The sequence below is a fragment of the Diplocloster agilis genome (genome assembly GCF_019042275.1).
GTDB lineage: Bacteria > Bacillota > Clostridia > Lachnospirales > Lachnospiraceae > Diplocloster > Diplocloster agilis.
Window position 1 is genome coordinate 1 of the sequence record NZ_JAHQCW010000017.1, and the last position, 13,663, is coordinate 13,663.

The window sequence follows — 13,663 nt, forward strand, 5'->3', positions numbered from 1 at the left end:
TATTCACCAGGAACACGTGATGTGTTCCCGGTTCAGAGGCTCTTGCCCGTCGGACGTGAAGTCCGCCGTGCATCCTGAACCCGGCTTTTCGATTTCACTTAGCGGGTGCTCAGCCGCCCTATGCGCTCCCAGGGAGATACAAAAGAACCCGGCCGCCCGGAGCGTCCCCGGATACCATCCCCGGATACCGCCCGCGGTTCCAAGCCCTAAGCAGCGGCATACGAAGCCCCCGGGAAGAACGCTAAGTTCGTGCGACAGCCCGTACTGTATGTATACTATATGCGTGGGGCAGCGTTGTTCTAGGTTAGTATTTTGCTGGTTATAGAAGACTATCTTTGGGGTTGAAGCGTTATTTCCCCTGTTTTTAGCGAGATGGATTCCGTACTTCCGCCTATCATATATATAAAATATTCTCCGGGTTCTTCCGCGGTATAGGTGTAAGTTCCCGTCAAGGCCTGAAACACTTCACCTTTATTTAACGCTTTGTTATAGATGACGCCGATCTCAAGGGCCTGATTTACGATTTCAGATGGATATACTTCAAAGGTAAGATGGATTTGATCCCCTTTTTGCAAATTCCAGCCGCTTTTATTTTGCGTATATATCACAACGTTCGAATTAAAAAACATAAGTTCCGGTATTTTATAAATATTGTCCTCTTCTAATGTCTCAATTTCAGCTATTGCGGATGGCGTAAAATTCTCGTTGTAATAGGTATGAATGTAATCGCTTTTTGCTTCGGGCTGATCGTTCTGGTTTTTGGATTCCACGACGTTACCTTCCGGATCTTTCGTAACATAACCGGTGTCTGACTTCACATTGTTTATTTTCCCTATCATGTTTCGGTTTTTTGAAGTGATTAACTGCGGAACGGGTTCTAACGGCCGGTTCCTATTTTGCGCAATTATGGCGGTGATGCCGGCTAATATTACGACGGCAGCGCAGACGATTACCAGCGTTCTTTTTTTCATACGGCTCCTCCTGATCTTAATTGTAAATGGAAATGGAATTGACGAGGGAATAAAGAATTTTTTCTGATCAATAAAAATAGAATGTCAACCGGATGTATAGACTGATAAGATAATAATAGCATTTTTAAAGGCTGCTGCCAACAGTTCGAAAAAAGATGATGTAATTAAATTATGAAATCAGTGGAAATAAAGAAATGAATCCTGAAATCTAGTAAAACACATTGTCGTTATACGCATTGCGCATCAAACCAATATCATTTATAATCAGATAAATATCGCAGACTTTTTTCATTAAGATATTTGCCGGTTAAGATTAAGAAATTATCAGTTAAGATTAAGATATTTTGAGTTGAGAATGCCGCGGTTTATACGGATGTTTGATCTAGAGGCTTCGGATGACATCCTGCGTCACCCCGGAACACTTCACCTTAAAGAATTATGATCCCCGAATAAAACGCAAAAGTATGAATGAGGAAAAAGAGGTATGTTCATGAACCCTGTTACGAAGGAGCAGATACGCCGATACCGTCTTCACACGCATCATCTGGACACCTGGTATCCAAAAAAGGATATACTGAGCGCCGCCGGAGCCTGCGGGTTTCAGAACTCGCCGCCCGGCGCATGGGAAAACGCGTTACATAACCGGGTGGCCGAATGTACCTTGCAAGATATGAAGGAGTTGTTGGAAGTTGAGAAAACGCTTTTGCAGACCTGGAGCTTTCGAGGCGCTCCGGTGGTTTTCCCGGCTTCGGAAAGTGATGCTTTTTTATCGGCGCTGATTCCTGAATCGGATGAGCCTTGGATTTATACCAGGGGGATACAGCTGGCGCTGGATTATTTACGGATGTCTTTTGAAGAGGCGCTGGGGCTATTATTACAGGTCATGCCGAAGATGGATGGCGAAGTGCTGGTAAGCAAAACTAGCCTGGACCAGACATTGGCGCAATGGATGCGGCCCCTGCTGCCGGAGGATAAAAGGGAGCTGTGGGATGAACCTTCTATGTACGGCAATCCGGATAAACAGACCGTCGGCGGGGCGGTGGTCTCATTTTTACTTAGGCCCTGCGCCTTTATGGGGCTGGTGGTTTTTGGAAAAAGGGAAGGAATCAGCCCTTCTTTTACATCTTACAAACGCTGGACCGGTCATTCTCCGGAAGGGACGGGGGATCCCGGCCGGAAGCTGGCGAGGAAATATCTCCACTGTTTCGGGCCCTCCACTGCGGGAGGTTTTGGGGAATGGCTGGGATGTTCCCCGGCACAGGCCGGGCGGATTTGGAATACAGTTGCGGATGAAATCGAGCCTGTCAGCCTGGCGGGAAAAGAACGCTTTATTTTGACCGAGGATAGGGAACTGCTCTTTTCGCCGCCGGAACCGGAAAGGGAACTGCATCTGCTCGGGGGGCACGACCCTTATCTGGGCTTGCAGGACCGCCAGGTGATCCTGGAGGACCGGACGCGGCAAAAACAGATATGGCAGACGGTTTCCAATCCCGGGGCCGTTTTATGGCACGGAGAGATAACAGGGATGTGGAAGGCCAGGAAAAAAGGAAAAGGGCTGGATGTGGAAGTCACTCTATGGGACGGGATGGACGGACAAAAAAAGGGAATAGAGAATTTGGTAGAAGAATACGTATTATTTCAGAAAATGAAGCTGAATCAGATTACGTTTCTTACATGAGGAAAAATCTGGCCGGAGGCAGGCATTTTCAAAAACAGGTATATATGGACGCGCCTTTGCCAATTCTACGAATAAAAGATAAATCCAAACTGTAAGGAAATCAGATCGGCGATAACGTTAGGCAATACGAAAGGGGACAGCATGAAAAATACGGTAAAAACAGGCCTGCGGGCAGGACTTAAAAATTGGAGCACCCTGTTGTGTTTTGAGATATTATATAAAATTATCGGGTTCAGCATCATGGGGAATATCACGGAAACCCTTCTGGACGCGGTTCTTAAAACGGGAAATGTGACGTTCATAAGCCAGGAGAATATCGGTTATGTGCTCAGCCGGCCATTGAACCTTGTGATACTTCTGGCAGGCCTCCTGTTGTTCACCTATTATGTATATTTTGAAATCACGGCTCTGGTTATTTACTGTGAGGCGGGCTGGAGGGGAGAACATCTGAGCGTCTGGGCCCTTTGGAAACAGGCTTTTCTTCGTTCGCTGCCTGTGTTCCATTACAAAAACCTGCCGGTGGTAATTGTGCTGCTGCCGGTGATCGGCCTCTCCGTATTTCCGTTGACGAACAGTCTGTTAAAAGGATTCCGGATTCCGGAGTTCATTCTGGATTATATACAGGGCAGCTTCATACTGCTGCCGTTTTTTGTTTTGGCGCTGGCGCTGCTTCATGTACTGCTGTTTTTTACCCTGTTCAGCTTTCCGGCGGTGATTCTAAACGGCGATCATTTCATCGGTTCCTGGCGCCGGAACGCGCGGCTCCTGAAAAAGAAAAAATGGAAAACCGCGCTATGGCTGCTTTCTTGTATCTTGGCGTTTCTGCTGTTCGCTCTTATCGGCTTCATCCTTATGGTCCTGATCCTGTGGGGCATAAGTAACCTGGAATCGTTCCCCGACAATGGCCGGAGCCAGTTTGAATTCTACTACCGGAGATGGAGTGCGATGGGTTCCGTGGCGCTTAGCATATTCGGAACGGTTGCTTTTTGTTCCACCATGCTCACGCTCTATCACAATTATAAGGGGGATATACAGCCCCTGCCCCATAAGACCGTACATACGGTAAAAAGCGTTCTGCGGCGTGTTATCGTCATAGCGGCTACGCTGGTAATGCTGGCTTTCTACAGCGAGACGGAGCTTGGGGGAAATATCAATTATCCCACGGATGTGAAGACTGAGATCGTCGCCCACCGGGCAGGCGCCGTCTTCGCGCCGGAGAATACGCTGGCGGCGCTGCGCACGGCTATTTCCTCGGGCGCCGATATGGCGGAGATCGATGTGCAGCAGACCAGGGACGGCGCGCTGGTGATCCTGCACGACTCGAATCTGAAGCGGACGACCGGTCTGGATGCCGATATATGGGATGTGGATGAGAAGACCGTGAAAAGCCTGGATGCGGGATCATCCTTTTCCAGTGATTTCCGGGGCGAACCGGTTCCGACTCTGAAGGAAATGCTGGATGCTGCAAAAGACCGCATACAGCTCATGATCGAACTGAAATCCACCGGACATGAGCACGGGCTTGTGGAGAAGACGGTGGAGCAGATCCGGGCCGCCCATATGGAGCAGGAATGTATCATCGCGTCTATGGATCTGGAACTGCTGGAGAAAAGCAAAGAGCTGGCGCCTGAGATCCGAACGGTATATATCACGGCGCTGCTGTATTCTGATCTCTATGACCTGAGTTATGTGGACGGATACAGCGTGGAGACGACTTCTCTGACTTCCATAATGCTGCTTCAGGCGCATATAGAAGGAAAAAAAGTCTACGCATGGACGGCGAACAGGGAAAACAACATTGAGAAAATCCTCCGTATGGGGGCCGACGGGCTGGTAACGGATAATCCGGAACTTGCCAGGTATTACCAGAACACGGAGGGGGAAAATCTGCTGTTACAGTCCCTGACAGATATTTTATACTAAGAGAGGACGCAACCAAAGTTAACAGAACCTGGTACTTTTTGTTGGTGGTATTTCCGGGAAAAGGTGCTACACTGAATGCAGGAGGTGTGAAAAGTATGATTTCAGAAAATCTCACTTTCCTGCGAAAAGCCCATGGCTATTCCCAGGAACAGGTGGCGGAAGAAGTCGGGGTATCCCGGCAGGCGGTGGCAAAATGGGAGAGCGGCGAGACGGCGCCGGATCTGCCCAACAGTGTGCTGCTGGCAAAATTGTATCAGGTAACTTTGGATAACCTGGTGAACTACGATTCCAAGAAGGAGTCCATGCCGATTCCTCCAAAGGGCAAGCACATCTTCGGCACGGTCACAGTTGGAGAGAGGGGACAGATCGTGATACCTAAAAAAGCCCGAGAAATCTTCGACATCCACTCAGGAGACAGCCTTATGGTAGTCGGAGATGAGGATCAGGGAATCGCGATTGTGAAGGCAGAGGTATTTTTAAACCTGGCCCATGAGATCCTGGAGAAAGGCGGGGACGGCAAATGAGAGAAAAAATATTGATTATCGGCGCCGGCATCAGCGGCCTGACGGCCGGGATCTACGCGGCGAAAGCGGGATATGAGGCCGTCCTTTTTGAAAAACATACGGCGGCCGGCGGAGAGTGTACCGGCTGGGACCGGGAGGGGTATCATATTGATAACTGCATTCACTGGCTCATGGGGACCACGCCCGGAACGCAACTGTATGAAATATGGAAGACTGTGGGGGCCGTGGGAGAACATATAAAAATACACAGAAGCGATAGGATGTATACGTCCTGGCTGAATGGCCGGTCGCTGACCCTGTGGCGGGATATCGACCGAACGGAGCGGGAGATGAAAGCCCTGTCGCCGGAAGACGCGCCCGCGGTCGGCAGGCTCATGGATTCCTGCCGGATAGCAAAGAAGGTACAAATACCGGCGGAGAAGCCTCCGGAACTGTTTGGAGCGCTGGACGGGATTAAAATGATGAAGTCCATGTCTCCGGCCCTGAAGCTGTTCCGCCGTTATAAGGGGATGGATACCCGAGATCTGGCCGCTCAGTTCCGGCACCCGCTGATCCGCTGCGTGCTGTCGGATTTTTGCACGGAGGAATCCCTGGCCCATTCCTTTCCTATGGCCTACGGCAATTTCGTATCTGGGGACGGCGGCATTCCGGAAGGCGGTTCCAGAGCTATGGCCATGCGCATGAAGGCGCGGTTCCTGGAACTGGGAGGGATTCTGCGGGAAGGGATGGAGGCAGAACAGATTCTTCTGGATACAAAGAAGGGCTGCGAAACTTCCAGAAAACAGGGAGACTCCAAAAGAGCGGCCGGCATCCGGTTCACGAATGGCGCCGTAGAATACGGAGATTATGTGATACCGGCCTGTGACACCAGTGTTACCTTTGGTAAACTGCTGCCGGAGTCTTATATGGGAGAGCTGATGCGAAACATGTACGCGGACAGAGAGGCGTATCCGGTATACAGTACATTCCAGACCGCGTTTGCCCTGGAGGGGGAACAGGACCCGATAGGAAGCGATGTGATACTGGACTGTGACAGCCTGCGTTTTGCGCCGGGAGTGAAAGCACGGCTGACGGTAAAGACATATGCCTATGAGCCGTCGTTCGCGCCGCCGGGAAACCAGATCGTGCAGACGCTGATGGGCGGATCGGAAGAGCTGTATGATTACTGGAAAGAGCTGGCCCGTGACCCCGGGGCCTATCGGGAAAAGAAGGCGGAGCTTGCGGAGGCGGTCCGGCTAGAACTTCTAAAGCGGTTCCAGGCCTGCCAGGGCAGATTACGGCTGCTGGATGCCTGGACGCCTCTTACCTACGAGAGGTACTGCAATGCTTATAAGGGATTCTACCAGTCCTTCACCATAACGAAGAAAAGCGCGAAACAACCCTATCCCTCCGCCAGAATCAACGGGCTGGAAAATGTAATATTGGCAGGGCAATGGATCAATCCTCCGGGTGGCCTGCCGGGCGCCGCCATTTCCGGTAAGTTTGCGGTAAGCAGAATTTGCAGAAAATAAAATGAAAAATACGAAGTTGGAGGACATTATGACAACCGCTAAAGTGTCAACGCAGATGTCGGAGTCCATGACGCTGGCCGTATTTCTGACGCTGGCCGGCGGTTTTCAGGACGCCTATTCCTATAATTGCCGTGGAAAAGTATTTGCCAACGCCCAGACCGGGAATATCGTGCTGCTGGGTCAGAACCTGGCCCAGGGAAACTGGGACTTAGTCCTGCGCTACCTGCTTCCCTTAGCAGCCTTCCTGGCCGGCGTCTATATTACCGAGTGGGTACATCACCTTTATAAGGACTACACCCGGATACACTGGCGCCAGATCGTGCTGGTGATCGAGATCCTTCTTCTGATGGTCGTCGGCTTCCTTCCCCAGTCTTTGAACGGCCTGGCGAATATGATGATGTCGTTTGCCTGCGCGATGCAGGTGAACAGCTTCCGAAAATTCCGGGGTATCCCCTGCGCTACCACCATGTGCATTGGAAATATGCGAAGCGCCACGGAAATGCTCTGTAAATACCATATCACCCGGGATAAAAATCTGCTAAGAAAAAGCCGGCATTACTATCTTGTAATCCTGATTTTTGCCGCCGGGGCGGCAGCGGGCGCGCTTTTGAGCATACAGCTGGGAGAACGTTCGATCTGGCTGGCGGCATTGCTGCTGATGGCCGGATTTGTTCTGATGTTCATAAAAGAAGACATCCGAAAGGAGTCTAATTCTGAAACATCCCGCACAGAACCGTAGCCATTTCCTCAGGCTCTTCCACGGTGTTCCGCTCAATCCAGGCCCGGTATATATTATACAGAGCGCCGGAGAAGGACTGGAGGGAATAATAGAATTTCTGCCCCAGTTCTTCCCGGTAATAAGTCTCATTGATATAATCCGTCAACGCCTTCAGAACCATATCTCCCATGCCGCTGTCGATCAGGCCCCGGATAAAATCCTTATATTTCTTAAAATACCGGAAACAATGCACCAGATTCCGGTAATCATTATAATTCCCCCTGGACGGCCAGGAGGCCACATCGCTCCGGTAGGAATCCACGATGTCATCCAGATAATCCTGGAAAATCTCCTCTTTAGACTGATAATTCCGGTAATAGGTCATGCGGGACACGCCGGCCTTCTCCGTCAGCTCTGTTACGGAAATGGCCGACAGCGGTTTGTCTTCTAATAATTGCATGAGTGCGGATACCATACATTCCTTTGCCAGGACATTTGCCTGGTTTTTTTTCGATTTCATAAACAGAATCCCCTTATATGTAACAGTTCAAGCGAAACGCCTTGATTTTGATTATACATAATGTTACAATTTGTAACAGTATACGATAAGAGTATTATATACCGAATGTCGATTTTGGGCAACAGAAAGTGATTACGATACAAAAGGCAGGTACATAGCGTGAGAAAAATTGCAATTACTGCGGACAGTAATAGTGGAATTACAAGAGAAGTGGCTGAGCGGGAGGGAGTGTTTATCGTCCCCATGCTTTTTACCATTGACGGAAAGGAATATCTGGAAGGGATTTCCCTTAATAGCCAGGAGTTTTTCCTGTACCAGGAACAGGGAAGGGATATCAAATCCGCGCAGCCTACGGTGGGAAGCGTCCTGGAGCTGTGGGACTCCCTTCTGAAAGAGTACGATGAAGTGGTTCATATCCCCATGACAAAGGCGCTGAGCGGTTCCTATGATACGGCGTTGGCTTTGAGCCGTGAGTATGAGGGCAGGGTGTTTGTGGTGGATAACCAGAGGATCTCCGTCACCCAGAAACAATCCGTGTGGGATGCCAGGCAGCTGGCGGAAGAGGGAAAGAGCGGCAGAGAGATCCGGTCGATTCTGGAGGCTTCCGCTTTGGAATCCAGTATTTATCTCACCGTAGACACCTTAAGCTATCTGAAAAAAGGCGGAAGGATTACGCCGGCGGCCGCTGCCATCGGAGATATCCTGAACATCCGGCCGGTCCTCCAGATCCAGGGAGGCAAGATAGACGCTTACTCCAAAGTAAGGGGCAGGAAAAAATCCAAGCAGGTTCTGGTGGAAGCGATTCAAAAAGATATGAGGGAACGCTTCGGGGAGGCAAAAAAGGGTAAGGGAATCAAACTGCACGCGGCCTATGCCGGAATCCCGGAGGAGGCCGCAGAGTGGAAGCGGCAGCTGGAAGAAATCTTCCCCGGTTATATCGTGGATATGGATGAATTATCTTTAAACATATGTACCCATGTGGGAAAAGGGGCTCTGGGCATCGCGGTAACCTGCAATCTGTAACCCTTATATCCGCTTGTGAGCAAACGAATAAACATCCGGCAGATATGCCATAATAAAATAACAACTTATGTTAAAACGAAAACTTCTGTCTTTTGTTATACTGTCCTGGAAAGGAGAAGGACAGACATGTATGAATGGAACGAAGCGGTACAGCAGATGATCGACTGGCTGGACGCGCATATTACGGAGACCCCGACTCTTCTGGAAATGTCAAAGCAGATCGGGTACTCTCCATATTATTGCTCCAGCCGGTTCCATGCCATTACAGGTGTTACGCTGAAAAATTACATGGCGGCCCGGCGTTTGAGCCTGGCGGCCGAAGCCCTGCGGGACACCGATGCGCGTATCCTGGATATCGCCCTGAACTACGGATTCTCCTCCCAGCAAGCTCTGACGAGAGCCTTTGTATATGCGTACGGATGTACACCTGCCGCATATAGGAGAAACCCTGGCCCCATTCCTGTTTCCATGAAAAAAGAAGTCCTTTTTCCGGAATATTATGAACAAGGAGACAGAAATATGGAAAAAACAATTTTAACAGAAGCTAAAGTCCGGGTCGAGTACATTCCCGCCCACAAATACATCGCGGTCCGGGACGCGCAGGTTCAGGCCTATTTTCCTTTCTTCGAGCGCCACAACTGCGATGAGATCTGCGGGGTCATCGAAAGCATGACCCACGTGATGCATCCGGTCGTCACCTGCCACACCGGCGGCTGGTTCTTCGATCAGGGCAGGAGGGGATATACCTACGGTCTGGGGGTACCCGACGATTATACCGGTCCCGTCCCGGAAGGGTTCGAGGTGCGGGAATATCCCGGAAGCTATTATCTGGTATTTTATCATCCCGCATTTGACTTTTTGCAGGATTGTGAAAAAGTGCTGACCCGCGTGGAAGACCTGGCCTGGAACTTTGATCCGTCCGCGATGGGCTTTGCCTGGAACGAGACGGAGTGCCAGGATTACCAGAGGATGCTTCCTGAGACGATCGGGTATGAAGTATTAAGGCCTGTAAGAAAAGGATAAAGATGCACAGCCCGCCCGGACGCTGCATAAGAAAAAGGAGTTTTCATGACACCCGATGAAAAGTTTAAGCACTACGCTATGATTTATTATCAGGAACATGGGGACCTGTACGTGAAGCTGGACACAGTCATCGACGGCTACCGGCTGGGCAGGAAGATCAGCGGCTACCGGGTAGCCAAAAAGGGCCGTGAGGGCCGCGCGCTGTCAAAAGAAATGGAGCAGTGGCTTGATGAGCACGGGATGGTGTGGGATGCCGCCGGACGTACGGGACATGTGCGTGCGGTTGTGTGCATGGAGGAACCCGGCCGGATCTTCCCGTCTATGGCGGAGGCGTCGGGATGGGCCGGAATTAAGTCCGGGAATATCTGCTGCTGTATCCATGGGCTGCAGCACAGCGCCGGTATCCATCCGATTACCGGGGAAGTGCTGCACTGGATGGCGGCGGATCAGTGGGAAGCGATGTCGAAAAAGGAACAGGAAGAGCGGTTGAACCAGCTGGAGGATGGCGTGAGTTATCCGAATAAGTTTGGAGCCGCTTTTTTTGCCCAGCTGGCGGCCCAGGGCCAGATAGCGGACTTTAGAAGGGAAGTGGCGGCGTCGGACCTTTTTCCGGTGAAGATTAACAGGAGTTATGATTTTGGGCTTTCTCTTACGGAGCCGGACAGAGTGGATCTCTTAGTGGAATTCCACGGCGGACAGCATTTGGCGGAAGATAAGCGGGATTTTTCCGGTAAGTTCGGAAGATCCAAACAGGAAGAGATCGATAATGACCGTCTGAAACAAAAGCTTGCTTACCGGTACGGTTTCTCTCCCCGGACATATCTGGTTGTCAACTGCAGGGAATCCAGAATGGAGCATATGGTGGAAATGATCGGCAAAAGCCCGCTGGCCGCCCTGTTTGATTTAAGAGGGATCGACTGGGAAAAATGCGAACGGCAGGCGCTGGATTCTTATGTAAAACAGGTGTGCGCCCTGTACGCTCAGGGATACCCCCTGGTCCGGATCGCGGAACAGATGAAACTTGGAAAATGTACGGTGCCCCGCTACCTGAAGCGGGGGGCTGCGGCCGGACTCTGCGGCTATCAGCCGGTCAGGCATGAGCAGGTGCGGATCATCTGCGTGGAGACGGGGCAAATTTTCCCGTCTATGGCGGAGGCAGCCAGATTCTGTAACATCAGCTCAGGGAATCTGGGCCAGATCTTAAATACCCCGAAGGCGGCGGGAAAAGACCCCCAGACCGGCAGGCTGCTGCACTGGCAGGACTATGAGAGCTGGCGGCGGAAGTCGCCCGCAGAAAGAGAAGAGATCTGCAAAGAGATCGCCTCATACTGCCAGCAAAGGCCCATCGTCTGTCAGGAGGAACCGGGCCTGATCTTTGAGAGCACAGTGAAAGCGGCTGCCTGGTGCGATGGAGATCCGTCTTCTATCAGCAAGTGTCTGCACAAGATTTATGGGCATACGGGAAAACATCCGGTTACGAAGGAACCTCTCCATTGGAGCTATTACGGTGCCTGAAAAAACCGGAATCAAGAGAGAGATTGAATTGGAATGGGGAAGAGCTGTGGAAGTGATCCATGGCTTTTTCGGATTTACGAAGGAGATTATTTTAATAACCTGCGGGAACCTTTTAAATGACAGAGGTGTCTATATAGTATAAGCATTGTACAAGGCTTAGAACAAGGAGGAAAGGATAGGGCCAATGGATATAGGAAAAGAAGCATTCTGCGATTATATCGAACAATACCAGCGGCGCATGTTCCGGGTAGCCAGAGGAATCTTATACCATGATGAAGACGCCGAGGATGCGGTAGGGGAAAGTATACTGAAGGCTTATGAAAAGAGAAATCAGTTAAAGAATCCGGATAAATTCCGGCCGTGGATCATGAAAATCGTGGTTCATGAGTCTTACAGGATTGCCAGGAAACGGGGAAGGACCGATTATCTGGAGGATTCGCCCGGTACCGAAATCCCTACGGAGGATTCCCACTATGAGCTGTGGGACCTGGTAAATACTCTGGATGAAGAATTCCGGGTGGTTACCATCCTCTTTTATTATGAAGACCTGAGCTTAAAGGAGATCGGTATGATCCTGGACATTCCCGTTGGAACTGTGAAATCACGTCTGACCAGGGCCAGGGCGAAGTTAAAACACCTTATTTAAGAAAGGAGAGGTTCTCATGCAGGATAATATAGATAAAAAAATTAAAGAGTTCGCGTCCAGGGAAACAATACGGGTCCCCAAGGGATTTGATGAGCGCATGGAGAGGATCAAAATGAGCCTCCCGCAAGAACGGCAGGTTCATAAGGCGAGGAGGTTCCCGATGCGGGCCGCTGTAATTCTGGCCGCGGTATTGGTGCTCTGTCTGACCATACCTGTGGTGGCCGAACAGATGAATCTCAACCAAATATTTAAAAATATATTCATGAAACCGTCGGAGGAACCGAAGATGGCTCCGGACACGGCCGCAGAAGGGAAAGCTCCGGTGATGGAGCCTGTGGAGGCGGATCACCCGTTCTTGACCCAGGCGGGGAGCATTCTGTTCCAGAAAGTGGAAAACGCGGGCTTATCCTTTACGGCCAGAGGAATCGTCGGCGACGGGAATTCCCTGTATCTGGCTTTTGATGTGGAGACGCTGGACGGACAGCCGTTTGAAGGAGAGACCGAGGAAAAGGTAAAACAGTTCCTGTTCGGGGAGATCTATATGCAGTTGGACGGCGCTTCTATGGGACAATATTGCGGAGCCGCCAGGATCGATGACGGCAGCGTACCCGGGAAAGCGACATTCCTGATAAAGGAAACCCTGAGATTTGAAGGGGTTGATTCCGTGGCGGGGCATCAGTTGAAGATCAGTATTAAAGACCTGAGGGTTTCCGATGACTCCCTGAAAGTATTCGATATGGAGGATCTGGCTTCCCTGAGCAAGAATTTTAGCGAGGTTACGCCGGATGATTACCTGGAATGGGGCGCTACGGAATCGGAAGGCCCTGACGGCGTAAAAGACCGCCACACTATATATCTGCTGAACCGGGCCGGAAAGAAATTGAAGTTCTGTGACACCTATCCGGAGATGGAAATCGATAATATGGCGTTTATCGACGGAGATCTGTATCTGAACCTGAATCTGAACGGGGCTGTCAATCCCAACGATTTGTCGGATATGAATGTGGTAAACAGGAAGAATGGAGAGATCCTCAGTGTGCATGGCAGCGGTTTTAACGCCGTCAATTTGGATACTTTTGAGGGATTAGACCCTTCCGTGGGATCTGATTATGAGAATGGAGAACAGATCGGGACCCGTGTGCAGTTCATCGGTCTGGGCAGCCCGGAGAAATTAAAAGACGCGGTCCTGGCGTTAGGCGGAACCGGTTCTTACCGCACAGTTTATCAGGGAAGCTGGGAATTCGAGTTCCCGCTTGACTATGAAGATACCAGTGTCGTCTACGAGGATATGAATCAGGTGCTGCCGAACGGAATAGAGGTAGAACAGATGACCCTGTCTCCGATCTCTATGAAGCTTACCATGAAGACAGATGTGGATTCCTTCGGAGATATGGCGCTGGAGCTGGATGACGGCAGCAGGATTGCGCTGGATGACCTGCAGTGGGACCGGAAAGATGGCGTGGTTCTGTTTCAGACCATGTATCCGGCAGTGGTGGAGACCGGCCGGATCAAGGCAGTCGTTATCAACGGTGAAAGATTAGCTCTTTCTGGAGATCAAACAAAATGATAAATCAAACAAAATGATTCAGCCGGAGCCGCCGCCCTGCAGAT

General features: G+C 50.6%; 13 protein-coding genes. 11 read left to right on the forward strand and 2 right to left on the reverse strand.

All coding sequences use genetic code 11. The features are described 5' to 3' along the window. Window positions 1-329: 329 nt before the first annotated feature. Window positions 330-971 (reverse strand): hypothetical protein, encoded by a 642-nt coding sequence (locus KTH89_RS11190; RefSeq protein WP_238721756.1) that lies wholly within the window; start codon window positions 969-971, stop codon window positions 330-332. A 490-nt stretch (window positions 972-1,461) separates the two neighbouring features. Between KTH89_RS11190 and KTH89_RS11195 the strand changes: the two genes are divergently transcribed. The 5 genes from KTH89_RS11195 to KTH89_RS11215 all read left to right on the forward strand — a co-directional run bounded on the left by KTH89_RS11195 (window position 1,462) and on the right by KTH89_RS11215 (window position 7,346). Then, a complete protein-coding gene (locus KTH89_RS11195) occupies window positions 1,462-2,649 on the forward strand; it encodes a winged helix DNA-binding domain-containing protein (RefSeq protein ID WP_238721758.1) in 1,188 nt (395 codons plus the stop codon). Between the two features lie 141 nt (window positions 2,650-2,790). Beyond that, window positions 2,791-4,572: a glycerophosphodiester phosphodiesterase family protein gene (locus KTH89_RS11200; RefSeq protein WP_238721760.1), complete on the forward strand. Its 1,782-nt coding sequence runs from the start codon at window positions 2,791-2,793 to the stop codon at window positions 4,570-4,572. 95 nt (window positions 4,573-4,667) lie between these two features. Next, window positions 4,668-5,096: a helix-turn-helix domain-containing protein gene (locus tag KTH89_RS11205; RefSeq protein ID WP_238721762.1), complete on the forward strand. Its 429-nt coding sequence runs from the start codon at window positions 4,668-4,670 to the stop codon at window positions 5,094-5,096. Further along, on the forward strand, window positions 5,093-6,607 hold the full coding sequence (locus KTH89_RS11210; protein ID WP_238721764.1) for a phytoene desaturase family protein: 1,515 nt from the start codon (window positions 5,093-5,095) through the stop codon (window positions 6,605-6,607). Before KTH89_RS11205 ends, KTH89_RS11210 begins: the two co-directional genes overlap by 4 nt. A gap of 28 nt (window positions 6,608-6,635) precedes the next feature. Continuing rightward, window positions 6,636-7,346 carry a YoaK family protein gene (locus KTH89_RS11215; protein WP_158343807.1) on the forward strand — a complete coding sequence of 237 codons (711 nt, stop codon included), beginning with the start codon at window positions 6,636-6,638 and terminating at the stop codon, window positions 7,344-7,346. Here KTH89_RS11215 and KTH89_RS11220 read toward each other — a convergent pair. Next, the gene (locus KTH89_RS11220; RefSeq protein ID WP_158343789.1) at window positions 7,315-7,845 is read right to left on the reverse strand and encodes a TetR/AcrR family transcriptional regulator; all 531 of its coding nucleotides are present in this window, start codon (window positions 7,843-7,845) and stop codon (window positions 7,315-7,317) included. The two genes, KTH89_RS11215 and KTH89_RS11220, sit on opposite strands and share 32 nt — an antisense overlap. Before the next feature lie 159 nt (window positions 7,846-8,004). Between KTH89_RS11220 and KTH89_RS11225 the strand changes: the two genes are divergently transcribed. The 6 genes from KTH89_RS11225 (at window position 8,005) to KTH89_RS11250 (ending at window position 13,619) form a co-directional block, all read left to right on the forward strand. Beyond that, entirely contained in the window at window positions 8,005-8,868 is an 864-nt protein-coding gene (locus KTH89_RS11225; protein ID WP_238721766.1) for a DegV family protein, read from the forward strand. Window positions 8,869-8,994: 126 nt separating this feature from the next. Continuing rightward, the gene (locus tag KTH89_RS11230) at window positions 8,995-9,891 is read left to right on the forward strand and encodes a helix-turn-helix transcriptional regulator (RefSeq protein ID WP_238721768.1); all 897 of its coding nucleotides are present in this window, start codon (window positions 8,995-8,997) and stop codon (window positions 9,889-9,891) included. Window positions 9,892-9,936: 45 nt separating this feature from the next. Then, window positions 9,937-11,406, forward strand: a complete 1,470-nt coding sequence (locus KTH89_RS11235) for a hypothetical protein (RefSeq protein WP_238721770.1) — start codon at window positions 9,937-9,939, stop codon at window positions 11,404-11,406. Beyond that, entirely contained in the window at window positions 11,399-11,548 is a 150-nt protein-coding gene (locus KTH89_RS11240; protein ID WP_238721772.1) for a hypothetical protein, read from the forward strand. Before KTH89_RS11235 ends, KTH89_RS11240 begins: the two co-directional genes overlap by 8 nt. A 42-nt stretch (window positions 11,549-11,590) precedes the next feature. Continuing rightward, entirely contained in the window at window positions 11,591-12,052 is a 462-nt protein-coding gene (locus tag KTH89_RS11245; protein ID WP_158348836.1) for an RNA polymerase sigma factor, read from the forward strand. A 16-nt stretch (window positions 12,053-12,068) separates the two neighbouring features. Beyond that, a complete protein-coding gene (locus KTH89_RS11250; protein WP_238721774.1) occupies window positions 12,069-13,619 on the forward strand; it encodes a DUF4179 domain-containing protein in 1,551 nt (516 codons plus the stop codon). The last annotated feature ends 44 nt before the right edge of the window (window positions 13,620-13,663 follow it).